The organism is Protofrankia sp. Cas3, from assembly GCF_963555955.1.
Classification (GTDB): domain Bacteria; phylum Actinomycetota; class Actinomycetes; order Frankiales; family Frankiaceae; genus Protofrankia.
On the sequence record NZ_CAUVXP010000008.1, the window covers coordinates 9,328 to 33,046 of the forward strand.

General features: G+C 67.7%; 26 protein-coding genes and 5 pseudogenes. 18 read left to right on the plus strand and 13 right to left on the minus strand.

The genetic code is table 11. The features are described from left to right. The first annotated feature begins 66 nt into the window (after positions 1 to 66). From U9983_RS02955 to U9983_RS02980, 7 genes and pseudogenes are all read left to right on the plus strand, one after another. Positions 67 to 426 (plus strand): PadR family transcriptional regulator, encoded by a 360-nt coding sequence (locus U9983_RS02955; RefSeq protein WP_322751290.1) that lies wholly within the window; start codon positions 67 to 69, stop codon positions 424 to 426. Positions 427 to 435: 9 nt separating this feature from the next. Further along, positions 436 to 993: a hypothetical protein gene (locus U9983_RS02960; RefSeq protein ID WP_322752534.1), complete on the plus strand. Its 558-nt coding sequence runs from the start codon at positions 436 to 438 to the stop codon at positions 991 to 993. A gap of 49 nt (positions 994 to 1,042) precedes the next feature. Further along, positions 1,043 to 1,247 (plus strand): annotated as a pseudogene (locus U9983_RS27670) (heavy metal translocating P-type ATPase); the annotation flags it as partial. Positions 1,248 to 1,400: 153 nt separating this feature from the next. Beyond that, the gene (locus U9983_RS02965) at positions 1,401 to 1,670 is read left to right on the plus strand and encodes a hypothetical protein (protein ID WP_322752535.1); all 270 of its coding nucleotides are present in this window, start codon (positions 1,401 to 1,403) and stop codon (positions 1,668 to 1,670) included. A 211-nt stretch (positions 1,671 to 1,881) separates the two neighbouring features. After that, positions 1,882 to 2,226, plus strand: coding sequence for a YcaO-like family protein (locus tag U9983_RS02970; protein ID WP_322752536.1), 345 nt, complete (start codon positions 1,882 to 1,884; stop codon positions 2,224 to 2,226). Then, entirely contained in the window at positions 2,223 to 2,750 is a 528-nt protein-coding gene (locus U9983_RS02975; protein ID WP_322752537.1) for a YcaO-like family protein, read from the plus strand. The genes U9983_RS02970 and U9983_RS02975 overlap by 4 nt, the downstream gene beginning before the upstream one ends. Before the next feature lie 410 nt (positions 2,751 to 3,160). After that, complete coding sequence (locus U9983_RS02980) at positions 3,161 to 3,553, plus strand: SCO5389 family protein (protein WP_322752538.1); 393 nt, start codon at positions 3,161 to 3,163, stop codon at positions 3,551 to 3,553. Here the strand turns inward: U9983_RS02980 and U9983_RS02985 are convergent. The 5 genes and pseudogenes from U9983_RS02985 to U9983_RS03005 form a co-directional block, all read right to left on the minus strand. Next, on the minus strand, positions 3,543 to 4,436 hold the full coding sequence (locus tag U9983_RS02985) for a metal ABC transporter permease (RefSeq protein ID WP_322752539.1): 894 nt from the start codon (positions 4,434 to 4,436) through the stop codon (positions 3,543 to 3,545). The genes U9983_RS02980 and U9983_RS02985 overlap by 11 nt on opposite strands. Further along, a complete protein-coding gene (locus U9983_RS02990; protein ID WP_322752540.1) occupies positions 4,433 to 5,371 on the minus strand; it encodes a metal ABC transporter permease in 939 nt (312 codons plus the stop codon). The genes U9983_RS02985 and U9983_RS02990 overlap by 4 nt, the downstream gene beginning before the upstream one ends. Then, positions 5,368 to 6,195 (minus strand): metal ABC transporter ATP-binding protein, encoded by an 828-nt coding sequence (locus U9983_RS02995; RefSeq protein ID WP_322752541.1) that lies wholly within the window; start codon positions 6,193 to 6,195, stop codon positions 5,368 to 5,370. The genes U9983_RS02990 and U9983_RS02995 overlap by 4 nt, the downstream gene beginning before the upstream one ends. Then, positions 6,192 to 7,157, minus strand: a complete 966-nt coding sequence (locus U9983_RS03000; protein WP_416211263.1) for a metal ABC transporter solute-binding protein, Zn/Mn family — start codon at positions 7,155 to 7,157, stop codon at positions 6,192 to 6,194. Before U9983_RS03000 ends, U9983_RS02995 begins: the two co-directional genes overlap by 4 nt. A 453-nt stretch (positions 7,158 to 7,610) precedes the next feature. Further along, positions 7,611 to 7,715: pseudogene (locus tag U9983_RS03005) on the minus strand (TetR/AcrR family transcriptional regulator); the annotation flags it as partial. 81 nt (positions 7,716 to 7,796) lie between these two features. On the opposite strand from U9983_RS03005, the pseudogene U9983_RS27675 reads away from it, so the two are divergent. Both U9983_RS27675 and U9983_RS03010 read left to right on the plus strand, forming a co-directional pair. Beyond that, positions 7,797 to 7,913 (plus strand): annotated as a pseudogene (locus U9983_RS27675) (sulfate adenylyltransferase small subunit); the annotation flags it as partial. A gap of 67 nt (positions 7,914 to 7,980) precedes the next feature. Next, entirely contained in the window at positions 7,981 to 8,691 is a 711-nt protein-coding gene (locus U9983_RS03010) for a 3'(2'),5'-bisphosphate nucleotidase CysQ (RefSeq protein ID WP_322752592.1), read from the plus strand. Between the two features lie 18 nt (positions 8,692 to 8,709). On the opposite strand, the gene U9983_RS03015 is transcribed toward U9983_RS03010, so the two are convergent. The 3 genes from U9983_RS03015 to U9983_RS03025 all read right to left on the minus strand — a co-directional run bounded on the left by U9983_RS03015 (position 8,710) and on the right by U9983_RS03025 (position 12,123). Further along, positions 8,710 to 10,065 carry a hypothetical protein gene (locus tag U9983_RS03015; RefSeq protein WP_322752543.1) on the minus strand — a complete coding sequence of 452 codons (1,356 nt, stop codon included), beginning with the start codon at positions 10,063 to 10,065 and terminating at the stop codon, positions 8,710 to 8,712. Positions 10,066 to 10,126: 61 nt separating this feature from the next. Next, on the minus strand, positions 10,127 to 11,470 hold the full coding sequence (locus tag U9983_RS03020; protein WP_322752544.1) for a HAMP domain-containing sensor histidine kinase: 1,344 nt from the start codon (positions 11,468 to 11,470) through the stop codon (positions 10,127 to 10,129). Then, positions 11,467 to 12,123: a response regulator transcription factor gene (locus U9983_RS03025; RefSeq protein ID WP_322752545.1), complete on the minus strand. Its 657-nt coding sequence runs from the start codon at positions 12,121 to 12,123 to the stop codon at positions 11,467 to 11,469. The genes U9983_RS03020 and U9983_RS03025 overlap by 4 nt, the downstream gene beginning before the upstream one ends. A gap of 227 nt (positions 12,124 to 12,350) precedes the next feature. Here U9983_RS03025 and U9983_RS03030 point away from each other — a divergent pair, with 227 nt between their 5' ends. Continuing rightward, complete coding sequence (locus U9983_RS03030; RefSeq protein ID WP_322752546.1) at positions 12,351 to 12,605, plus strand: hypothetical protein; 255 nt, start codon at positions 12,351 to 12,353, stop codon at positions 12,603 to 12,605. Beyond that, entirely contained in the window at positions 12,602 to 12,979 is a 378-nt protein-coding gene (locus tag U9983_RS03035; protein WP_322752547.1) for a PIN domain-containing protein, read from the plus strand. The genes U9983_RS03030 and U9983_RS03035 overlap by 4 nt, the downstream gene beginning before the upstream one ends. A gap of 283 nt (positions 12,980 to 13,262) precedes the next feature. Here U9983_RS03035 and U9983_RS03040 read toward each other — a convergent pair whose 3' ends face one another. Then, positions 13,263 to 13,622, minus strand: coding sequence for a carboxymuconolactone decarboxylase family protein (locus tag U9983_RS03040; RefSeq protein ID WP_322752548.1), 360 nt, complete (start codon positions 13,620 to 13,622; stop codon positions 13,263 to 13,265). Positions 13,623 to 13,892: 270 nt separating this feature from the next. After that, positions 13,893 to 15,101 carry a cation:proton antiporter gene (locus U9983_RS03045; protein ID WP_322752549.1) on the minus strand — a complete coding sequence of 403 codons (1,209 nt, stop codon included), beginning with the start codon at positions 15,099 to 15,101 and terminating at the stop codon, positions 13,893 to 13,895. Between the two features lie 374 nt (positions 15,102 to 15,475). Between U9983_RS03045 and U9983_RS03050 the strand changes: the two genes are divergently transcribed. The 7 genes and pseudogenes from U9983_RS03050 (at position 15,476) to U9983_RS03075 (ending at position 21,290) form a co-directional block, all read left to right on the plus strand. Beyond that, positions 15,476 to 16,291 carry an oxidoreductase gene (locus U9983_RS03050; protein WP_322752550.1) on the plus strand — a complete coding sequence of 272 codons (816 nt, stop codon included), beginning with the start codon at positions 15,476 to 15,478 and terminating at the stop codon, positions 16,289 to 16,291. 130 nt (positions 16,292 to 16,421) lie between these two features. After that, positions 16,422 to 17,000, plus strand: a complete 579-nt coding sequence (locus tag U9983_RS03055; protein WP_322752551.1) for a TetR/AcrR family transcriptional regulator — start codon at positions 16,422 to 16,424, stop codon at positions 16,998 to 17,000. Between the two features lie 119 nt (positions 17,001 to 17,119). Beyond that, positions 17,120 to 18,043 (plus strand): annotated as a pseudogene (locus U9983_RS27680) (NADP-dependent oxidoreductase); the annotation flags it as partial. 33 nt (positions 18,044 to 18,076) lie between these two features. Continuing rightward, positions 18,077 to 18,835, plus strand: a pseudogene (locus U9983_RS27685) (nuclear transport factor 2 family protein); the annotation flags it as partial. A 124-nt stretch (positions 18,836 to 18,959) separates the two neighbouring features. Next, positions 18,960 to 19,184, plus strand: a complete 225-nt coding sequence (locus U9983_RS03065; RefSeq protein WP_322752553.1) for an MBL fold metallo-hydrolase — start codon at positions 18,960 to 18,962, stop codon at positions 19,182 to 19,184. Positions 19,185 to 19,288: 104 nt separating this feature from the next. Continuing rightward, the gene (locus U9983_RS03070) at positions 19,289 to 20,728 is read left to right on the plus strand and encodes an MFS transporter (RefSeq protein WP_322752554.1); all 1,440 of its coding nucleotides are present in this window, start codon (positions 19,289 to 19,291) and stop codon (positions 20,726 to 20,728) included. Positions 20,729 to 20,828: 100 nt separating this feature from the next. After that, entirely contained in the window at positions 20,829 to 21,290 is a 462-nt protein-coding gene (locus U9983_RS03075; protein ID WP_322752555.1) for an NAD(P)H-dependent oxidoreductase, read from the plus strand. Positions 21,291 to 21,765: 475 nt separating this feature from the next. Here the strand turns inward: U9983_RS03075 and U9983_RS03080 are convergent, their stop codons facing one another. From U9983_RS03080 to U9983_RS03090, 3 genes are all read right to left on the minus strand, one after another. Further along, positions 21,766 to 22,092, minus strand: coding sequence for a helix-turn-helix transcriptional regulator (locus U9983_RS03080; RefSeq protein WP_322750647.1), 327 nt, complete (start codon positions 22,090 to 22,092; stop codon positions 21,766 to 21,768). Then, positions 22,089 to 22,433 carry a type II toxin-antitoxin system RelE/ParE family toxin gene (locus U9983_RS03085; RefSeq protein WP_416211264.1) on the minus strand — a complete coding sequence of 115 codons (345 nt, stop codon included), beginning with the start codon at positions 22,431 to 22,433 and terminating at the stop codon, positions 22,089 to 22,091. The genes U9983_RS03080 and U9983_RS03085 overlap by 4 nt, the downstream gene beginning before the upstream one ends. Positions 22,434 to 22,713: 280 nt before the next feature. After that, complete coding sequence (locus tag U9983_RS03090; protein WP_322752557.1) at positions 22,714 to 23,712, minus strand: NADP-dependent oxidoreductase; 999 nt, start codon at positions 23,710 to 23,712, stop codon at positions 22,714 to 22,716. Between the last annotated feature and the right edge of the window lie 7 nt (positions 23,713 to 23,719).

Below are 23,719 nucleotides of genomic sequence, written 5' to 3' on the forward strand. Positions count from 1 at the left end.
GTCTCGGTCCGACGGGCGGCGGCGTATCTACTTGATTTTGCCAGGTACTAGGCAGAATCTAGAAGCGTGACGTTCACCCATGACCCGCAACTGCTCAAGGGCGTCCTGTCCCTGCTACTGCTGCACCTGCTGGCCGAGCGGGAGTCCTACGGGTACGAGGTGGTGCAACGGCTGCAAGGGGTCGGCCTCACCGACGTGCTGGAAGGCACCGTCTACCCGGCGCTGGCCCGGCTGGAACGCGAGGGGCGGGTGGCCGCCCGGCTGGTGTCGTCCTCCAGCGGTCCTGCCCGCAAGTACTACCGGCCGACACCAGCCGGCTACGAGGCTCTGGCGAGCGGGACGGCGACCTGGACCCGGCATACGGCGATCGTCAATGCCGTCCTCACCCGCCCCCTAGCCCCCCCTGCATCGTCGACACCGAAATGAGGACACGACATGCCGCACTCCGTCACGTGGATCGACCGGCTGCGCATCGAACGTTTTGTGTGGACGCTGGACCAGCAGATCTACGACCTGCCACGGTCGTCGCGGATAGGCACTCGGCGCGAGGTACGCACCAACCTCCTCGCGGCCGCCCGGGACGTCGGAACCACCGCGGCACTGCGACGGCTGGGCAGTACCAGCCACCTGGCCGAGGAATATCTGACCGCCGAGCTCGGTGAGGGCCCCCGGCACTCCTGGATAGCCGCCGCCTACTTCTGCACTTTCTTTCCGCTGGTGATCAATTTTTTCTTCGGCGAAGCCGCCTCGGCCTACCAGCAGGCCATCACGGCGACGGACCCGCACGCGACCGGAACGTTCACCTGGGGTGGCATCGGCTACCTGCAAAGCGCGGTCACGTACACCTTCGCCGAGGGCAATGGCAGTCAGGTCGGCGGTGCGTGGACCCCGATTACCTATGTCCTGTTGCTGGTGGGAACAGTGCTGGCGGGCAGACTCTGGCGGCTCCTGCCGTGGATGGCACGCCGCGGCAGACCGACGGCCACCCCCTGACCACACTCCACGCCCCCTGATCGCCGCTGTCAGCTGGTGGTTCGCCGCCGGTGTGGTGGGCGCCACCGTCGTCCTGCTCGTTGTGCCGTTGGTGCTCGACGCGGCGTTGCGGCCGACGCTGCTGCGGGCGATGACGTTCATGATTGTCGCGTCGCCGTGTGCGGTGGTGCTGGCGACCATGCCGCCGTTGCTGTGCGCGATCGCCAACGCCGGCCGCCACGGCGTGCTGGTGAAGTCCGCCATCGTGATGGAACAGAACTCTTCGAACGCGACGCGAACACCATCTGGTGGGCGAGTGAAACACGCCCCCAGACCGTTGTCGACGCCGCCGATCTCCTCGCTCGGTACAACATGGCCCCGGATGACGGCACCGGACACGGCCGGTACGGCTCACGGACATCTCCGCGGTGCAGGAGAGCCGGGCCCGCCAGCACTACCTGGACATCCTGGCGAAGCGGAACCTACGGGCCGTGTCGGTGGACGTGACCACATCCGACGTGCGGGCCGCCGGTCTGGCGGTGGTGCGAGTGATCGTCCCAGGGCTCTACTGCAACCCTCCCGCTGCCTTTCCGTATCTCGGCGGCGACCGGCTTTACACCGTGCCCACCGAGCTGGGCTGGGTCACCGAGAACCTGACCGAGGACACGTTGTACCCGTACCCGATTCCCCACGTGTAGGACGTGCCGATGAATCTCTCCGCGATTCTCGACCCGAGAACGGGTATCATCCGCCGGATCGAGAGAAATACTATCCCGCCCACGCTGCCATCCGAATTCTTCATGGTCACTGCTGTGCTTTCTGACACCACGAGGTTCTCCGCCTGGGCCAGCGGACTTCGCCGGGCCCGGATACGCGCTCCTGGACGAGGATGCGGCCCTTGGGCCCGCCGTGGGAGAAGCTGTCGAGCGGTACTGCGGCAACCTGATTCCGGCCGGGTTGCGCCGCGCGACCTTCGCCGAGCTCACCGCGTCCGACTGTCAGGTCCTCGATCCACGCTCGGTGGTGTTGTTCTCCCCCGCGCAGTACGGCTCGCCGCGTTTCCCGTTCGTCGCATTCAGCGAAGATCTCGAACTGGAGTGGGTACCCGGCACCCAGCTGCTCACCGGAGCCGTCGTGTGGGTGCCGGCGAACCTCGTCTGGGTGTCGTACGCGCATCAGGCACCCGTGCGCGGCGTGCTGTTCCTCAATCCGGTCCTCAGCTCCGGGCTGGCCGCCGGCCGCTGCGAGAAGTGATCCCACCACCGTGGCTGGCACAGCTGGGCACGGGGGAGCAGAGCAGCCTGACGACCCGTTTCATCGAATTCCCCAACGAATTCGGAATGATCGTCATCGGTGCGCTGGTATTCGATGAGACCAGCGGCTACCTGTCCATGGGCGCGGCCTGCCGAACCATCGCCGAACCGGCCCTGCGAAAGGCCCTGGCTGAAGCTTTTCAGCTGCAGATGTTCGTCGGCGACCTTGACGACCCGGACGGAGCGTACATGCGTGCCGCGCGTCGTCCGGACAGTCCGCTCAAGCCGTGGCGAGCCGACCGGTGCTACCTCGACGACTGCCGGGACGATCTTGCCGATGTCGTCGAGTACTGCACCCACCTGCAGCTCTTCCTCGATCCGAGAATGCAGGAGCGGCTGGCGGCTGAACTCACCGACTCCATCAACGGGACGATCGGATGGGAAACGCTCGACACCGATGCGCCGTTCGCCACCTGCCGCTGCCAGATCCTTACTGCGGATCACGCGGTGCGGATCACGCGCTAAGGATGTGAATCTCGTGCTGCTCCAGTAGCACCAGATTCACATCGTTAGAGCGCCCGGCAACAGGGGCGTGGATGAAGGAGCGGGGCTGGGGTGCGTGCATCGCGAGGTGCGAGGAGGGAGGCACCGGAGGTGTTGGGTGTCGACCGACGGAGCCGGGGTACCCGTGCATCGCGCAGCGATGGACGGGGAGCGATGGACGGGGAGCGATGGACGGGGAGCGATGGACGGGGAGCGATGACGCGAGGTGCGTGCCCCAGCCCCGCGACGCCGCGTCCCCTGTTGCCGGTCGCTCTAAGCCCATCATGGTGGGCCCGGCCGGATGAACACGCGACTGCAGCCCATATTGACAATGGTTGTCAAATCGGAAATAGTCGATGTTCCAGCGTGTCGCTGCGACAGGAGGATCAGTCATGTCCTTGACCGTGTCCCCGGATCTGCTCGTCCAAGCCGAAGCCGGCCATGTCGACCAGGAGGCGTTCCTGGCGTGTGTGCGCGAGTCGCTGCCCTACGCCTACGGGCTGGTCGAACGGCTCGCGGGTGAGCTGCCGGCCGCCGGGCGCGACTTCGCGGACAACCTGGTGCCGCCACCGGACGACGCAGCGCGGGGGCAGTTGCTGCGGGCGATGGCAAGTACCGCGATCCGCAGCTCGCTGGAGCGGCGGTTCGGGGTGGCGTTGGCATTCCAGAACTGCCACCGGCTGGCCGCGTTCCGCCCGGCTGCGGTGGGCGGCGAGCAGTACCGTCGCTTCGTCTCCGCGGAGAGCCAGGTCCTCAACCAGCAGCCCGGGTTCGTCAACTGCTGAACGTCGCCTGGCGGGAGGGAACGCCAGCCGCCGGCGGTGGGTCCGGGTGCAGCGTGTGCGCTCGGCGTGCGGTCAGCGAGGTGACGCCCAGGGTGGCGGTGTAGACGGCGGTGGCGACGGCGATGATGGCGAAGCTCGGCGGGACCCGCGGTGCGAGGTAGCTCATCGTCAGCCCGGCCCACGTCACCGCGACCGCGAGCCCGACGGAGATCCACATTCCGTGGTAGGGGCGGGTGGTGAGCCGGTGGGCCGCGCCGGCGGGCGCGGCGAGCAGGCCGAGTAGCAGCAGTGCGCCGACGGCCTGGGTCGCCTCGGCCGTGGTCGCCCCGACGAGGCCGAGGAAGCCGATGCCGAGGAGGCGGACGGGAACACCCTGGGCGGTGGCGACCGCCTCGTCCAGGCTCGCGAACAGCAGCGGACGTCCGATCGCGACCGTGGCGACGCAGATGGCCGCCCCGACCACGGCCGCCTCCCAGGCGTGGGACGGCGCTAACCCGAAGATCGAGCCGAACAGGATGGTCACTCCGGCGGTGCCGTTGCCGGTGCTGCGCCGGGTCGTGTACAGGGTGAGGAAGAGCACCCCGAGCCCGAGTACCCAGGCGAACACGCTGCCGATGACGACGTCGTCGGCCCGGCCACGGCGGCCCAGCACCCCGAGTACGCATCCGACGGCGATGGTGGCGGCGAACAGGCCGACGCGGGCGTCGATGCCGGTGGCCAGGGCGGCGAGCGCACCGGTGAACGCCACGTGGGACAGCGCGTCACCGGTGAACACCTGCGCGCGCAGGACCAGGAAGTAGCCGACGAGGCCCGCCGCCGCGGCGATCCCTGTGCCGGCGAGGAAGGCATGCTGGATGAACGGATGGTCGAACATCGTGATCATGCCGGTGCTCCCGCCGTCCGGGGGCCGCGGGCGGCCCGGCCGAGCATGTCGTGGACACCGACGGCCAGGCGGGCGAGGAGGTACAGACCGAAGGAGAAACTGGTGATGAAAAAGCCGATCGGATACGGCGAGTAGTAGGCCACCGTCAGCCCGGCCCAGGTGACCAGCACCCCGAGGAGCACGGTGAGGGTCAGGCTGAGCACCGGCCGGGCGGTGAGGACCTGCGCGGTCGCGGCCGGGATCACCAGCAGGGTGAAGACCAGCAGGGTGCCGGTGATCTGGCTGACCTCGGCGGTGGCGGTCCCGAGCAGGATCAGGAATGCCGTCGACAGGCCCCGCACCGGCACCCCGGCGGCAGTGGCCACCGCCGGGTCGAGCGAAGCGAACAGCAACGGACGCCCGATGACCGCCAGCACGACCAGGACGACGAGGGCGAGCACGGCCAGGGTGCGGACCATCCCGCCGGTGATACCCAGAAAGCTGCCGAACAGCAGTGCGTTCACCCCACCGAGGAATCCCTGGTAGAGGCTGACGAACAGGAACCCGCAGGCGAGGGCGAACGCCTGGACGGTGCCGACGGCGGCCGACTCCTCGGACCGCCCGGCGCTGCCCCCGGCGCTGCCCCCGCCCCCGCCCGCCGCCGGGATGGCCGCGACGGCCAGCGCCGCGGTGAGGCAGAAGGCGAAATAGCCGTAGGTCGCGCCGACGCCGAGCCAGATCGCCCCGGCCGCACCTGGAAAGCCGGCCATGGCCAGGGCGTGGCCGGCGAACGTCTGACGGCGCAGGATCATGAACCAGCCGATCACCCCGGCGGTCACCGCCACGACGGTTCCGGCCCGGAACGCGTTCACCATGAACGGATAGGCGAACATCGCCCGGATGTCATCGGCCAGGTCCCACGAGAGGCCGGCCTCAGTCGTTGCGGCGACGATCATATCCGGCCGGTCCCACTGTGGCGGTCGACATGCACCGCGGGCGCTTCGGGCTGGCCGACGACCACGAGCCGTCCATCCGAGGTGGTCAGCACCTCGATGGGGGTGTGGTAGAGCCGGCTCAACGTCCCACTGGTGATCACGTCAGTGGGTGTTCCCGACACCGAACCGCCACCGGCGAGGTAGATGACCCGGTCAAGACTGGAGAGAATCGGGTTGACGTCGTGGGCGACCATCAGCACTGTCACCCCCGTCTGGCAGATGTCGCGGATGAGGGCCGCGACCGCACCGGCGTTGTACAGGTCAAGGCTGTCCAGCGGCTCATCGAGAAGCAGGAGCCGGGGCCTGCGTGCGAGCGCCTGAGCGATCAGCAGTCGCTGCTGCTCCCCGCCGGACAGCCGCCCGATCGGCTGGTGGGCGTAGCCGGCGGCGCCGACCAACTCGACCAGCTCGGCGACCCGTCCCCTGGCTGCCCGGCCGCGACGTCCGCCGGGCACGGGCAGGCCCCACCGGTGGCCGTCCAACCCGAGGCGGACCACGTCCAGCCCGCGGATCCGCACCGACGGATCGAAGCTGCGCCGCTGCGGCAGGTACCCGATCTCGGCCTGGGCCTGCCCGGGTGGCCGGCCCAGTACCACCGCCTGCCCCGCGGACAGCGGCAGCAGCCCGAGCGTCGCCTTGAGCAGGGTGGACTTGCCCACACCGTTGGGGCCGAGGATCGCGACGAACTCCCCGGCCGCCGCCTCGACGTTGACGCCGCTCCACACCACCCGCCCACCGAGGCGGACCGCGGCGTCCCGGAACACCGCCGTCGCCGTTCCTGTCATTTTCCGGTGGCCTGGGCCAGCGCGGCACGCAGGCCTTCCAGCTGGGCGACCTGCCAGTCCTGGAAGGACGTGCCGGCTGGGGTGAGCGTCTCGGTGATGGTGGTCACCGGGATACCGGCCGCCTTCGCCTCTTCGACCTGACGTTGGACGTCCGGGGTCGCGTTCTGGCTGTTGTACACGTAAACTTTGATCTTCTTGCCCTTGATCTGGTCGTCGATGGTGGCCTTGTCCGTGGCGGTCGGATCGGTGCCCTCCGAGATCGCGCGCAGGAACGCCGGTGGGGTCAGCAGGTCCAGTCCGAGGGCGGGGGTCAGCATCGCGAAGATGCTCTCCGACGCGCCGACCGGTGTCCCGCCGTAGGTCGTCCTGATCGTCGCAATGACGTCGGTGTACGGCTTCAGCGTAGTGGCGGTGAAGGACGTCCGCTGTTGGTCGAAGTAGCCCGCGTCCGCCGGGTCGATCTTCTTGTAGTCCGCGGTGACCGTGTCGATCACCTTGGCGACGTCCCCCGGGTTGTACCAGCGGTGCGGGTTGTCCCCGTCCGTCGCACCGACCAGGTCACCGACGGTCAGTACCGTCCGTCCATCTGTCGGGTTGGCCGCCACCAGTTTGGCCGCCCACGGGTCGTAGCCGACACCGTTGTCGATGAACAGCCGCGCATCGGCGATCGCCCGGCCGTCGGCAGGCGTCGGCTCGTAGTCATGCGGATCGGCGTCCGGGTTGTCGATGATGCTGGTGACCGTCACCCGGGCACCGCCGAGCTGAGCGGCGATGCTGCCCCAGAAGTTCTCGGCCGCCACAACCGTAATCTTCCTACCAGCGGCACTGCCACCGGCGGCGCTGTCCCCGGTACCACCCGGCGAGGATGTCCCGCATGCCGCGACGGCCCCCACCACCGCACATGCGGCCACCACGCCCAGGCGCAGGGTCCACCGACGCGGTACCGCAGCCGCACCTTCCATGACCATGATCTCCTTGCTTGCTGTCAACCGGATGCACTATCCGTACCGGGATCCATTTTCACCAAATCTAGCTGATAATGGAAACCGTTACAAGTTCGGGTAGCGGGCGGGGCGCGGACGCGTGCCGGATGTGCAGGTCGGCGAGCGTGGGCCGGCGGGTGGCCGCGCGGATGTGTGGCCGCGGTGGCAGCAACACCTTGGTGGGTGGCCGGCCCGGCACGAGTGGATGGTTGGCATACATTTTCCGCCCGAAAACTGGCGCCTTCTGACGTCTTCCTTCCACTCGTCGCACCGCATGGAATGCGGATCAAGGAGTGGGGTTGGGGTGGATGCGTCGCGAGGCGCCGCCTGGCGCCGGCACGTACCCCGTCCACCGCTTCGCGTTGGCCGGGGACCCCTCGTTGGACGAACGTCCGGCGCCGACCGCTAAGAGTCTGTTTTGTTGTCGGGCGCTCTAAGCTTCGCCTGCGCGCCGCGTCGGAACACGGCCAGGAACAGATCGTCCATCGTGCGGAAGTAGTAGCGCACGAGGGCGGGTTTGAGGCCCGTCTTCGCCGCGTCCAGCGGGGGCGCTTGCTGACGTTGCGTGCGCGCTTGACCGGTCGGCGGCACGATGCTAAGCATGTGATCAGCACATTACTGAAGCGGGTCCGCTTCCGGACGCTGGGCTGCTACCCGCTGACCAGCTCGGAGCGCCAGGGTCGGGTGATCGACTACGACTCGTCCGGCCCGATGGTGAAGGAAAAGCCCGATGGCGAAGGAATAAGGAGGAGGAGCACTTCTGATGGCGCACGCGACCGCCGACCTCCCCACCGCCGACGTCATGGACGACCACACCCTCGCCGCCACGCTCGCGTCCCGGGCCGGGGCTCTCCTGCTCGACATCCGCGCGCAGGGTGGCGCCGTGGGGGACCGGCGCTCGAACGAGCTGCTGCTGCGCCTGCTGGCCGAAGCACGTCCCGACGACGCCGTCCTGTCCGAGGAAGCGGCGGACGACGCCGTCCGCCTCACCCGTGATCGTGTCTGGATCATCGATCCGCTTGACGGGACGCGCGAGTACGGCGAGCCGCCGCGGGCGGACTGGGCGGTTCACGTCGCGCTCGCCGTGCACGGGCGTCCCACGGTCGGAGCGGTTGCGTTGCCCGGCGCAGACCTCGTGCTGCACACCGGATCGCCGCTGACCGTCGCGCCGGCGTCGCCTGGCCCGATCCGTCTCGCCGTCTCCCGGACGCGCCCGCCGGCCTGGGTCGACCACCTCGTCGCATGCCTGGACGCGACGCTGGTCCCGATGGGCTCGGCGGGCGCGAAGGCGATGGCCGTCATCCGTGGACAGGCCGACGTCTACGCCCACTCCGGTGGGCAGTACGAGTGGGACTCATGTGCGCCCGTCGCCGTCGCCGCGGCCGCCGGGCTGCACGTCTCCAGGCTCGACGGCTCACCCCTGCACTACAACCAACCCAACCCCTACCTACCGGACCTGCTCGTCTGCCGCCCGGAACTGGCCGGCGTCGTGTTGAACGCATTACTGCGATGAATTGTCACACGGAAAGGCTCAGCCGAGTGTCGTGAGCAATGCGCTTAGCGCGGTCTTCTCTCCGTCCGGGTTGGGGCTCGTTGCCCGGAGCGCGCGCAGCACCGTATCGATTTTTCCATCGATCTTGGTCCAGGTAGCTTTGTCCTTCGGTTTCAGACGCGCCTCGCCCTTGTCCCACTCGGTTTCGAGATCGGCGATGCGGGCCGTGGCACCAGACTGGTTGCCGGAGTTCAGGAGATCCAGCGTGTCCTGTGTGATTTTTCGGAACTTCGAGAGGTCGCCGAGGGGCGAGACCTGCACTGGCTGGCTTCCGCCGGGTATCGCCTGCGCTGGCTGGCTTCCGCCGGGTATCGCCTGGGCCCCCTGGCTTCCGCCGGGAATCGCCTCTCCTGACGGCTGGCTTCCAGCAGGGACCGACTGCGCGACGGTACCCGAGTCTGACGTGTCATTTTGAAGCGCGGACTTGCGCACGGAGTATCCTGTCCCCGCGGCGACGAGGATAAGCGCCACGACGACGACGGTTTGCCACAGGCCTCCTCGTTCCATGGCCTCGTCAGGGTCGAGGGCAGGCGCACTCGCGATGACATCGGCTTTCGTCAGCGAGAAATAAGCGACGATGCCGAGAATGCCGACCGTAAAGATGAGGCTCGTTACCGTCGCACCCAGACCGAGTCCGCCCTCGCTCGGTGACTGAGACAGGTAGTCGCCGATCGACGCTCCAAGCGGGCGGGTCATGATGTAGATGATCCAGAAGGAGAGAACCGGGTTGAGTCCGAATCGCCACCCAATCGCAAGGACGGCGATCAGCGATACCACGATGACTCCCGTCATCAGGTAGCCGATCCCCAGCACCTCGGCCATGAGATCGCCGGTTGCCGTGCCGAGCGCGAAGGTGACGAGAATCGTCAGCCAGTAGAACGCTTCTCGTCGTCTGGTCAGGATGGAATGAATGGAGAGCGTCTTCTCGGTCAGATACCACGCGAGGAAGGCGAGAACAAGAAGAACGCCGAAGATCAGGGTGCTTGTTTCGAGTGGCACGCCGACGCTGTCCGTGAGGTTGTCGGTCACCAATGTGCCGAAGACGCTGACGAGCGCCACCGTCAGCCAGTACCTGCTCGGTACGTACCGATCCGCGCGGAACTGGACGATCAGAGCGACGACGAGCAGGACGCCGGTGATGACGGACGTGCCGGTCAGGCCAAGGTTCAGGTTGACGTTGAGAAAGTCGGCGGCCGATTCACCGACGGTCGTACAGAGCACTTTGATGATCCAGAAGTAGACGGTGACTTCTGGAACTTTGCTGAGCATCGGCCGGCCCCGCAACGATGCCGGGGAGCGGTGGCTGGGCACCGCGAGGCGCGTGGGAGTCGTCATGCTGCCACGGTGGCCCAGGAGGCCTGAACAAATCCTGACCACGTCGGCGGTCAGCGGCGTGTCACGCCCCGGGCAGCGACAGTTCGACAGTCGCGCCGGGCCCGACAGTCGCGCCGGGCCCGCCGTCGAAGGCCCGTACGCTGCCGCCGGCAGCGGCCGCGAGGCGGTGGACCAGCGCCAGTCCGAGCCCCGCCCCATCGTGGCCGTCGTGTGGGTCCGCGCGCCAGCCCGGTTCGAACAGGTGCGCCGCCGTGTCGGCGCCGAGCCCGGGCCCGTCGTCGCGGATGTCGATGCGGACCTGGCCGGCGACGACCCGTGCCACCACGTGTACCTGGGTGTGTGCGTAGCGGCGGGCGTTGTCCAGAACCGGCGACAACATCCGCTCGAGCAGGCCGGCATCCACCCCCGCGAGCGTGCCGGCGGGTACCGACACCACCAGCTCTGGCGGGGCGCTCCACCGCTCGGCAAGGCCGTGCACCACCTCGTCGACGTCGCACCGGTCGGGCAGTCCACCGGCGCTCGTGCGGGCGGCGGCCATGAGGGTGTCGAGGATGACCGTCATCCGGTTCGCCGCGTCGGCGATCGGGGGCAGCGCCCGGTCGAACTCGGCCGCGTCGCGCGGCCGGCTCTGCAGCAGGCTGATCTCAGCGACCATGGCGGCCAGCGGGGTGCGCAGCTCGTGCGACAGGTGATCGCTGAATGCCTGCTCGTGGCGCAGAACCGCGCTGATCCGGTCCAGGAGACCGTCGAGCGTCGCGGCGAGCCGGTCGAGTTCGGCCGGTCGGGGCGCGGCTCCAAACCGGTGGTCGGCGGCATCCGCGCTCCACCGGCCTGCCTGCTCGGTCATCTCCTCGACCGGGCGCAACGCCCGGTCGGTGCTGACCTGTACCACCAGGTACACGCCGCCGAGCAGCAGCAGGGCCAGCAGCACGCTGCCGACGACGGCGATCTTCTCGGTCTGCCGGTAGGGGGACAGCGACAGGCTGACGACGACGGTGGCTGCCTGCTGGCCCTGCGACGTCACCGGTAGTGCGAACAGCCGGACCGGGGATGCGTCACCCGTCGTTACCGTCCGCTCGCCTATGCCGGTCAGGGCGCTGGCCTGGCCCAGTAACGCGGCCCCGCCGGGTGGCTGCTCCACCGCCCGGCCACCCGCGAAGATCCACGTCCCGGTATCGATCGCGGTGTCGTCACGTACGTCATGGACGGAGACCGCACCGCTGGTGACGATCTCGATGGTGCTGGCGACAGCCTCTGCCCGGGTCCGTAGCACGGTGTCGGCCTGCTGCCGCAGCTGCGCACCGAGCGCGGCATTGAACGCCAGGGTCAGCACCGCGAGCCAGCCTGCGGTGGCCACGACCGCCACCGCCGCGATCCGGCCCCGCAGCGTCGAGGGCCTTCTCACGTGAACTGGTACCCGATGCCATGGACGGTTGTGATCGCCTGTGAACCGTCCACCAGCGCCAGCTTGCGGCGGAGCTTCGCGACGTACTGGTCCAGGGTGTTGTCGTGGACGATCGCCCCTTCGGGCCAACCTGCGCCCACCAGCTCCCGCCGTCTCACCACCACGCCGGGCGACGCCATCAACCGGGCAAGGACCCGGTACTCCGTCGGGGTCAGGCGCACGCTCGTGGTCGCGGCGGCCAGTGCATGGTCGCGCGGGTCCAGGCGCAGGCCGTCAGGCACCGAGACCGGCGAGGACCGGGCTCGCTTCAGCAGCCCCCCCAACCGGGCCACGAGCTCAGCGAAGTGGAACGGCTTCGCAACGTACTCATCACCGCCGGCCGCGAAACCCGAAACGAGATCGGTGACATTCCCCCTCGCGGTGAGGAACAGCACCGGGACGTACACACCACGCGCCCGCAGGGCCTGGCACACGTCCCGGCCATCGGAGTCGGGCAGGCCCACGTCCATCACGACCACGTCGAAACCGCTGTCGTCGGTGAACCGTGACAGGGCGGACGACCCGTCGGCCACCGTGGTCACGACCGCGCCCTGCTCACGCAGGCCGCGGGCCAGGACGCCGCGCAACGCCGGGTCGTCCTCCACGACCAGCACCCGCGCTCCCTCCACAGCCGCCAGTATGCCTACGGCGCCAGCCCGGCTGGTGGGCCGGGCACGGGCACCGGCCGGTCTGCTGACGCCCTCGCGGTCTCGACCCGTAATACCGGGGTCCGTCGTTTGGATGATCACCTGAGTCAAGGTGTTGATCGAGTGGTCAGTCCACGACGCCGCGTCCCCTATTGCCGGTCGCTCTAAGGTTGCACATGATTTATGCTTAACTTATGAGCTTCAAGCGGATCACTATCAGCGTCCCGGAGGACATCGCGGCGAAAGCGCAGCGGGCCGCCGACGCCGGCCAGGTGGAGTCGGTCTCGGCCTACTTCGCCGGGCTTGCCGCTGCCGAGCCCGACTGGGCGCAGGCACAGACGATCCTGGACCAGATGATCGCAGATGCCGGCGGACTGGACCACGCCGCGCACGACTGGGCGCGCTCGGCGCTGGAGGCCGACGATGGCGATGTGGCCGGGGCCGCGTGAGAACGGTCGTCCTCGACGCGGGTGCGCTCATCGCGCTTGAGCGTCGTGACACCCGCATGCTCGCGCTGGCCACGGATCTGGTGGTCGCAAGGGTCGCGGCGCACCTACCGGCGGGAGTCCTCGCCCAGGTCTGGCGTGGCTCACCACGTCAGCATGCCGTCATGAAACTGGTGCGGACGGGCGCGTTGCGGGTCGAGCCCTTGTCGGAGGAGATCGCTGTCCGGCTCGGACTGCTGCTGGCGGCATCGGGAACGAGTGATGTCGTCGACGCTCATGTCGCGTTGCTGGCGCGGAAGCTCCGTGCCACGGTCATCACATCAGATCCGCATGATCTGCACAAATTGGACCCAACGCTCGGTGTTGTCGTGATCTGACTGTGGTCATTTGGTGTTGTTCGGTTGCCATGGGTGCGGCTGATCCAGCGCGGGTGTGGGCGGCGGTCAATCATTTCTCGCAGGTAGGTGTTGAGCGATTCGTCCCGGGCAGCCGCCCGCGCCTTGAGGATGCGGGCCGCTCCCGGGCCGGGGCGCACGGGCTGCGGACAGCCATCGCCCACCCCTGTCAAATCTAACAGCGTTAGATCATCTGATCTTGTTGGCGAGTTGCCTGGCAGTGTTTCGAAGACCCGAACCTGACTGCATTCCGACTCGCATTTGCCTACGACTGGTTTTGCTTCTGATTTTCCTTGATCGTCTCGCCCAAGCCGAGCGCTCGCAGCACGTTGCTCGCCGCGGATGCCACCCGCGCGCTCCCCACGATCGGCGCGATCGCCGTGCACACCGATTGTGCGTCGGCTGCGGTCAGGCCAGCGTCGCGCGCCGCCGCGAGATTCACCATATAGGATACGGGCGCCGAATCCATCGAGATGAGCGCCGCCAGCCGTACGAGGTGATAAGTGCGTGGGTCGAGACCCGAGTTCGGCAGGGTGTCGATATGCATCTGAAGGAGTTGCTCAAGAACCGGCAGATCGCCCCGCGCTACCGCGTCAAGAGTCCGTTCGGGGGTTTGTGTCGCCATTGATCTTTTCCCTTCCCCTACATCGCCAGCACGGCTACCAGTGGCGGTATCCGCTCTTGGGACCTGAACTGCCCAGCCGTGTCCAGCTCAAACCATAGATGGCTGGTGTTTTCCGATGCAACTAACTCTGCGTGCCTGACGGCGAAGTGTCCGAGGGTCCTCGTGAGATCGTCTGGCACAGTCTCGCCCGCCTACGCCGATCTCAGCCCCTCACGATTGGTAACAGTAAGTAATGATCTAGAATCACCAGAAGAGACACCCGGGAAAGGGTCATTCTTTCTCCGGCTGCCTTCCCAGTGGATGACGACCTGCCAGGTCGCGCAACCTGATCCACGGCTCTTCTGCCGGAGCCTTCTCTGGCACGTCAGGTTCCTGCGCGATAAGCGCTCCGTACCGTGCGGCCAGCGGCGAGGCTGAAATGCCGTGCAGGACCACCGAGGACAGGATCGTCCACGTCACGGCCGCTACCAGCGTGTCGCCGGCGCTGCTGTGGTCGAATTCCTCCAGGGCGATGAGAGCGAAGACCACCGAGGCCAGCCCGCGAGGGCCGAACCAGCCCATGAAGGCGACGGTGGCAGGCCGCAGGTTGATTCCCATGAGGGCGAGCGCGACGGGGACCATCCTGATCACCGTCAGGCTTGACACCGCGTACACGATGGGCCGGGCGGAAAGTGCGTGGGAGAAGGTCATTCCTACGAACAGTGCGCCGAAGATGGTCCACACCACGAAGGAGGCGGTCAGCCCGAGCGTCTCGGTGAACGCGCCGGCCGCGCCCAGACGTCCTTTGGTGACGGTCCCGAACAGGATCCCCCCGCCGAATGCCGCGACGAACCCGTTCCCGCCGATCGCGACCGAGCCCGCGTACGCAAGCAGCGCGAGCGCGAGGATGGCGATCTGCTCGGACACCTCCGAGGTCCACCCCCGGCTCTTGGCGAATGCCAGCAGGTTCCCGCCGACAAAGCCGACGACGGCCGCCGCGACGATCGCCAGGCCGATCTCCTTAAGCGCCTCCAGGCCCCACGCGTGCTCGCCGATGCCTTCCTCGGCCGCAGCTACCGCGATGAAGAAGGTGACAAACGGCGTCGCGATCCCGTCGTTGAGGCCGCTCTCGACGTTGAGCGCCCGGCGGATCCGCACCGGCACCGCTTGGTTGGTCACGACAGCCAGGCCAAGGGCCGCATCGGTGGGGGCGAGAATCGTGGCGATCAGCGCCGCCAGCGCCCACCCTGCCCCCGGGAGCAGGTAATAGGCTAGTAGCGCGCCTGCGGCGATGGTGAGCGGGAGCCCCACGAACAGCAGGCGTCCGGGTAGTGTCGCGTCGCCCTCGACGTCACGGAGCCGGACTGTCGAGGCATCGGAGAAGAGCACCAGCGCCAGCGTCAGCTCAGTGATGGTGAGGATCGTCTTGCTGCTCAGCGAGAACGGCAGAATCCCGAGCGCGTACGGGCCGAGAATCAAGCCAGCCGCGACAAATACCATCGGTCCGGTGATCCACTAGAGATCCAGCTTGGACGCCACCAGCGCGTAGGCCACGAATACGACCGCTACTACGGTCAGGCCACTCATCATGTACCCTTCGCGGCAGTGTGATCCCTGTGCCCGACTCTCCCCATCCATCGCTGCGCGATGCACGGGTACCCCGGCTCCGTCGGTCGACACCCAGCACCTCCGCTGCCTCCCTCCTCGCGCCTCGCGCCTCGCGCCTCGCGCCTCGCGATCTACGCACCCCGGCCCCGTTCCTTGATCCACACCCCTATTGCCGGGCGCTCTTAATTTTTGGCAGACCCTTGCCTTCAGGCTCCATCTCACTCTATGGTCGTATGACCGTACGCCAAAGGGTTAGGGAGCCGACGATGACAGCAACGCGACAGGTGGCGCTCGTGACGGGAGCGTCCTCAGGCATCGGGAGGGCAGCCGCGCTCGCGCTCGTCGAGGCGGGGTTCGATGTGATCGGCACGAGCCGGAACACCTCGCGCGTCGCCCCTCTCCACGGGGTGACGTTCCTTGATCTCGACGTGGCCAGTGACGATTCGGTCACCGTCGTCGTCAAACGGGTGATCGAGGAGTTCGGGCAGATCGACGTCCTGGTCAACAACGCCGGTATCGGTGCGGCGGGTGCCGCTGAGGAGAGCTCCGTCGCACAGGCGCAGAGCATCTTCGACGTCAACGTCTTCGGCACGATCCGGATGACGACGGCCGTGCTGCCACACATGCGCGCCCAGGGAAGCGGGCGCATCATCAACATCTCGTCCGTCCTCGGTTTCATCCCGGCGCCCTACATGGCCGTCTACGCCGCGACCAAGCACGCGATCGAGGGGTACTCGGAGTCCGTGGACCACGAGGTCCGCGAGCACGGCGTCCGGGTGCTTCTCGTCCAGCCCGCCTACACCAAGACCGGATTCGACGCGAACGCCGTCCAGCCCGACAACCCGCTACCGGTCTACGCCCAGCAGCGGCACATCTTCGACGGACTGTTGGTGGCGGCGATGAAGGACGGGGACGACCCCGCCGTCGTCGGCAAGGTGATCGTCGCGGCAGCGACCGACGCGAAGCCGAAGCTGCGCTACACCGCCGGCTCGACGGCCGGACGCGTCGCCACCCTGCGCCGTATCGCCCCCGCCCGGGCCTTCGACCGCCAGATCCGTAAGATCAACAAGCTGGCCGGCTGACACCCACTCGACCCTGAGCGGCTGGTTGCGGCTTTATCGCCGACGGCCGGTGCCCGTCCCGGATTCCATGGTTCTGATTGACAGACAGATACTTGACTTGCAGGTCCAGAAAAGTGTTAGAGTCTGAGTCGTGGGAAGGCCCAAGCAGTTCGACCCGGATGTGGCGGTCGAGCAGGCGATGCAGATGTTCTGGCGACAGGGATACGGCGCCACCACACCTCAATGCCTGATCGACACCCTGGGCATCGGCAAGGGCAGCCTCTACAACACCTTCGGCAGCAAACGCCAACTGTTCGACCTGGCGTTGCGCCGCTACCTGGACCTGCAGAACTCGGCCGTGACGGAGTTGTTGGAGGGTTCCGGGCCGGTGAAGGAGCGGCTACGCAAGGCGCTGCACTTCGTGGCTCAGGCGGACCTCGCCGACCCCGACCGCCGTGGCTGTCTGGTGCTGAACACCGCGATGGAGTTCGGCCGCACGGATGAATCCGTGACGGCGCAGGTGCAAGACATGTTCGACCGCATCGAGGGCGCCCTTCGCGCCCTGATCGAGGAGGGTCAGCGCGCCGGGGAGATCGATCCTGGACGTGACGCGAAGGGCCTGGCCAGCCTGCTGCTGAGCACCGTCAACGGCATGCGGCTCATGGCCCGTGTCGAGTCAGTGCCCGACCGCCTCATCAGGGTGATCGACACAATCATCGACCTTCTCTGACCCCTACCGCACACATGGATTCGGGCCACCCCGCCATGCCCAAAATTTGTACCTACAGTTCAAAAAAAGGATGATCCATGACTCTCGATCTCGCCGAACGCATGACGAACAACGCCACCATGCGCGCCATCGGCCAGGACATCCACGGTTCTCCCGAGGTGCTCAAGGAGGTCATCGTTCCCCGGCCCGTGCCGGGCCTGAGCGAGATCCTGGTCGCCGTCCGCGCGGCCGGCGTCAACCCGACCGACTGGAAGAACCGCGCTCAGGTCCTGACCATCGACCGCATGCCACTGGTCCTCGGCTGGGACGTCTCCGGCGTCGTCGAGGCCGTCGGTATCGGCGTCACCCTGTTCGAGCCGGGCGACGAGGTCTTCGGCATGCTGCCCTACCCCTACGGGGTCGGCGCCCACGCCGAGTACGTGACCGCCCCCGCCCGTTCCTTCGCCCACAAGCCCGCCGGTATGGACCACGTCCAGGCCGGTGCCCTCCCGCTCGCAGCCCTCACCGCCTACCAGGCACTCGTCGACACCGCCGATGTCCAGCCCGGGCAGCGGGTCCTCGTCCATGCGGCCGCCGGCGGCGTCGGTCACCTCGCCGTCCAGATCGCCAAGGCCCGGGGCGCATATGTGATCGGCACCGCCAGCGCGGCCAAGCACGACTTCCTGCGCTCCCTGGGAGCCGACGAGGTCATCGACTACCGCACCGTCGACGTCACCGCGGCCGTCACGGACGTCGACATCGTTCTCGACCCGGTCGCCGGCGACAACCTCGCCCGCTCCCTGGAGGTCCTGCGTCCGGGCGGCACTCTGATTTCGCTCCTGGGTGGCGACCCCGACGTGGCGGCCAAGGCGGCCGAGCGGGGCGTACGATTCGAGGCCCTCCTGGTCGAAGCCGACCACGGCGGGATGCAGGCCATCGCCGACCTCGTCGAGACCGGCGCTCTGCGCGCCCACATCGAGGCCGTCTTCCCCCTCGCCGAGGCCGCCAAGGCCCACGCCCTCGGCGAAACCGACCGGACCACCGGCAAGATCGTGCTGACCGTGGCGGAGACCAGGAAGGCGCAGCTGGCCGCCCAGGTCCTCAGGAGCGTGTTCGAGTCGGACGACACCTCCCTCGTCGACCGTTACGTTCAGCCGGACTACATCCAGCACAACCCGCTGGCCCCCGACGGCCCCGAGGCCATGAACGCCTTCGGCGCCTTCTGGCAACAGCAGTTCCCGGACGCCACCTACGACCTCAAGCGGGTCATCTCCGAGGGCGACCTGGCGCTCCTGCACTCCCACGCCGTCACCATCCCCGGTACCCCCGGGATCGCCGTCTTCGACATCTTCCGCTTCCAGGACGGGAAGCTCGCCGAGCATTGGGACGTCCTCCAGGATGTGCCGGCGACCACGGCCAACGGCAACGACATGTTCTCCACGCTCAGCCGGCCGCAGACCGACGCGCCGGGGCAGCGGCGGCTCACGGCGTACAACAAGAAGCTGGTCACCGCGTACTTCGACCAGCTCCTGGTCCAGAAAGACCTGACCGCCATCGACAGGTACGCGGGCCGCGAGTACCACCAGCACGACCCGAACATCCCCGACGGCGTGGCGGGCCTGAAGGCCGGGCTGGGCGCCTACTTCGAACAGTTCCCGCAGGGGAGCGTGGCACCGAAGCGGGTGATCGCGGAGGGCGATCTGGTGGCCGTCCACAGCCAGTACGTCGACACGCCGGGCGAGCGCGGCCGGGCGGTCATCGACCTGTTCCGGGTGCGGCACGGAAAGATCGTCGAGCACTGGAACGCCTCGCAGGACGTGCCGGAGACCTCCGCCAACGACCACACGATGTTCTGATCGCCGCCGGGTCGTAGCAGGAGACAGACATGACCGCGTTGATGTTCAAGGTGTTCGTGACACCCGCGATTCCGCAGTACACCGGCACCTTAAACCTTCCCAAAACCTTCCCAACGGGGACCCGATGGTGTGGTCGCCCATCTCGACGACCCTGATCTACGGCGAGCGCGACGCTGTCCTGGTCGACCCGCCCTTCACCATCGGCGCCACCCGTGAGGTGCTCGCCTGGGTGGAGAAGATCGGCCGGGACATTACGCAGATCTACATCACCCATGGCCACGGCGACCATTACGCCGACCGCGGCTCATGGCCCGTGTCGAGTCAGGGCCCGACCGCCTCATCAGGGTGATCAACACAACCATCGACCTTCTCTGACCCCCGCCGCTCGTATGGATTCGGGCCCGCCGCGCCGTGCCCAATATTTGTACCTACAGTTCAAGAAAGAGATGATCCGTGAATCTCGCCATGCGACGCAGTCCCTGGGCCACGCTCACCGTGCTGGCCCTTGCGCAATTCATCGTGGTGCTGGACGTGACGATCGTGAACGTCGCGCTCCCGCACATCCAGAGCGGTCTCGGCTTCACCACCGACGGACTGCAATGGGTGATCAGCGCGTACATCCTGCTCTTCGGCGGTTTCCTGCTGCTCGGCGGTCGCGTGGCCGACCTGCTGGGGTCGCGGCGGGTCTTCATCACCGGGCTCGCCCTGTTCGGCGTCAGCTCGCTGGCCGGGGGCCTGGCCACCTCACCAGTACAGCTGATCGCTGCGCGGGCCGTCCAGGGCTTCGGCGGCGCATTGCTGTCCCCGGCCGCCCTGGGCATCCTCACCATCACCTTCGAACACGGCCGGCGACGCAACATCGCCATGGGCGTCTGGGGCGGCCTGGCCGGCCTCGGCGGCACGGCGGGCGTGGTCCTCGGCGGGGTGCTGGTCGACTCCCTGAGCTGGCGCTGGGTCTTCATCGTCAACGTCCCGATCGTGATCGCCCTCGTCATCGCCACCCCGGTCTTCGTCCGCCCCATCGCCCCGCACCAGGGCAACCGCTCCTTCGACCTGCTGGGCGCCGTGCTCGGTACCGGCGGCCTGCTCGCCGTGGTGTACGGCGTGGTCCGCGCCGAACCCGTCGGCTGGTCCTCGGCGGAGGTCATCGGGTTCCTGGCCACGGGTGTGGTGATGCTCGCCGCCTTCCTGGCGGTCGAGGCGCGGACCACGGCGCCGCTGGTTCCGCTACGGCTGCTTCGGGCCCGCGCGCTCAGCACGGCCGGTGGCGCGCTCGCGCTCAACGGTGCCGCCTTCCTGTCGATGTTCTTCCTGACCGCGATCTTCCTGCAGCAGGTGCGCGGCGACTCGGCGCTGCGCACGGGAGTGGAGTTCCTGCCCATGGGCGGTGCCGCCATCCTCGGGGCGGTCATGGCCACCCCGCTGGTCACCCGCCTCGGAACACGGCCGGTCATGATGGTCGGCGCCGTGCTCAACGTCGCCGGACTCCTCCTGCTCGCGCGCGTCGACGCACACGGCTCCTACCCGACCGGACTGATGCCCGGCCTGATCATCTTCGGTGCCGGCCTCAGCGCGATCGCCGTTCCCGCGCAGATCGCCGCCGTGGTCGACGTCTCCCACCAGGAGGCCGGCGCCGCGTCCGGTGTCGTCCAGGCCTTCCAACAGGTCGGCGGCGCGCTCGGGCTCGCCATCGTGAGCACCCTGTCCACCTCCCGGACCACCTCCGCCATTGCCTCCGGCGCGAGCCAGTCCGACGGGCTGACCGACGGCTTCCACCGCGGGCTGCTCGTGGCGGCGGTCTACGCCGTCGTCACGATCGCGGTGACCTTCCTCTCGCCCCGGCTGGCACCCAGCCCTGAACAGATCGCGGAGGCTGCGGCGGTGGCTGCGTAGAGCCCGTACCGGGCGGTGCGCTGACAAGCCCACCGCCTCGACCGCCGGACGTGTCACTTCACAATCCATTCGCCGCTAATCAGATTAAGAAATATCCCCCATGCCGAACACCGCCAAAACCCTGGTCCTGCTCGCTCACCCGAACCTGTCCAACTCCCGGGTCAACGCCGCCCTGGCCGACGTCGCACGCCAGGAAGAGCACGTAACCGTCCACGACCTTTACGCCGCCTACCCGGACTTCCGTATCGACGTCGCTCGCGAGCAGCGGCTGCTGCTCGCACATGACTCGGTGACACTCCAGTTCCCCTTCCAGTGGTACTCGACGCCCTCGCTGCTGAAGCTGTGGCTGGACGAGGTCCTCACGTACGGCTGGGCCTTCGGCGAGGGCGGCACCGCACTGCACGGCAAGACCCTGCGCTTCGCCATCTCCACATCTCCACCGGCCACCCGGCCGAGGCGTACGGCCCTGACGGGATCAACCGCTTCACGATGGCGGAACTGCTGCGCCCCCTGGAGGCCACCGCCAACCTCATTGCGTAGCCGGATTCCTGACCCCGCTTAACAACCTAATCGTCACCGCCGCTTCCCCTCGATCCGCCACGTATCTCGGCGGCGGCCTCGACGGCCTGGAATGGACGATGAGCGCCTCCACCCTCACCTTCGCACCGCACGGCCGATCTCCTGAGCCACGAACCTCATCCACAAGTTCTGACAATTGCTCGCCGGCCCGGCGACCTCACGAGAATCCCTGACCATTTTTTGCTCCAACGCCAGCACGTGCGTGGAACATCGTCGACGGGGGACAGCGCAGTTAGGGCCTGCCTGATGGATATCGTCGGTGACGACGACAAGGCGGCGGGACGCCTTTTGGGCATCGATCCGCGCGATCGAAGATCTATCAGACAGGCCCTGGTCGAGGCTATTTGACGCCGATTCTTGTTGATCCATCGGCGTGGGGTGGTTCGTTAGAGGGAAAATCAACGTGACCCGGCCGCTCGAAGGTGAGGGCGCGAGGGGCCGGGGCGGGTCTGTGGTGTTCAGCCGATGACGAGTCGTTCACCGCCGAAGTCGGCGATGATCTCCAGGCGTCCGCCGAGAGCCTTGACGTAGGCGGCGAGTGTGCGCAGCTCGCTGGCATCGACGGTGGCCCGCTCGATCGCGGAGACGCGTTCTTGGCGGACGTGCATCCGGTCGGCGACGTCCGCCTGGGTCAGGCCCAGCCGGCGACGCATCTCGGCAAGTCGATGGGCGCGGTTCTCGGCAACGAGTCGGCTGGCGCCGGATTCGACTTCGTGGCGGTCGGCGTCGTCGGGGAAGAACTCCGCGAGGAAGCTGTCCCTGTCGTAGTCGTGAACCGCGCTCACTGGTCACGCTCCTTGAGGTAGACGGCGTACCGGGCTTCGGCCAGCGGTATCGCCCGCCGGTACCAGGCGGACCATTCGCCCGCCTTGTCGCCCGCGACGAGTAGGACCGCTCGACGCTCCGGATCGAACACGAACAGGACACGGACCTCGCTCGTCCCGGTCGAGCCGGGGCGGAGTTCTTTCAGGTTGTGTATCCGCGAGCCTTTGATCCGATCGACCAGCGGCCGTCCGAGGCCAGGCCCCTCCGCCAGGAGGGCGGCCAGCGCCTGGCCTACACCGATCGCGGTCGTTCGGTCTGCCCGGCGCAGCGTATGCAACCATTCCCTGACCTCGTCGACCATCGCCAGCTGATAGCTCACCGACGGCCCCTTCGGATCAAGGAAGGTTCAGTACATCAGTGTACTAGGACCTTCTCGACGCCGCCAGCTTCCGGGAAACAGGCGGTAAGACCGAGGCGCGGCCGACTACTTGGTCGAGCGCAACGGATGGAGGCAGTCTCGTGGAAGCGCAGGCCAGAAGCCCAGCGATGTAACACCAAAGTTACTAAGATCGATAGTTCAGGACATGCGAACCGCTGGACGTCCAGGTCAGGCCATCAGGTTTCTGGCGACAGGTGTCGAGCTAGGCCAGCGTGACGACGACCTTGCCCTTGGCGCGGCCCTGGTCGACGTACGCGACCGCCTCGAGCGTCGCGTCGAACGGGAACACCCGGTCCACGACCGGGCGCAGGTGTCCGGCGTCGATAAGCGTGGTGAGCTCTCGCAGCTGCGTCCCGCTGGCCCGCATGAACAAGAACGAGTACCGCACGCCCCGCCGCTTCGCCTGCCGCCGGATGCGGCGGCTCAGCAGGGTCATGGCCACGCGCAGGAATGTTGAAGCTCCGATCTCCTTCGCGAAGTCGGGATCCGGCGGGCCGCCGATGCCGATCACCAGCCCGCCGGGCTTCACCACCGTCAACGACTTCTCGAGCGTCTTGCCGCCCAGTGAGTCCAGGACGACGTCGTAGTCGAAGAGGACCGTGGCAAAGTCCTCTTGTTTGTAGTCGACGACGACGTCGGCGCCGAGGCTCTTCACCCAGTCCACGTTCGCAGTGCTCGTGGTCGTCGCGACGGTCGCGCCCAGCTGTTTGGCGAGCTGGATCGCCATCGTCCCCACGCCGCCGGAGCCGGCGTGGATGAGGACCTTCTGGCCGGCGGTCACGTTCGCTCGCTCGACGAGTGCCTGCCATGCGGTGAGGCCGACCAGGGGCACCGCGGCCGCTTCCTGCATGGACAGCGCGGCCGGCTTGAGCGCGACGTCGTCCTGGTCGATCGCGATGAACTCCGCGAACGTCCCGATGTGGTCCTTCCCGGGCCGGGCGTAGACTTCGTCGCCCACTGTGAACCTCCGCACCGCGGGTCCGACGCGCGTGACGACGCCTGCGACGTCGTGCCCGAGCACGAACGGCGGACGGTAGGGCAGGATGCGCTTGAACTCGCCGTCCCGGATCTTCGAGTCCAGCGGGTTGACGCCGGCGGCGCGGACCCGGACCAGGACGTCGCCGTCTCCCAGCTCGGGTTCTGGGACCTCGGCAGCTCGAAGGCCGTCCTTGCGGTAGCGCTCGACGATGAAGGCCTTCATGTCCTCC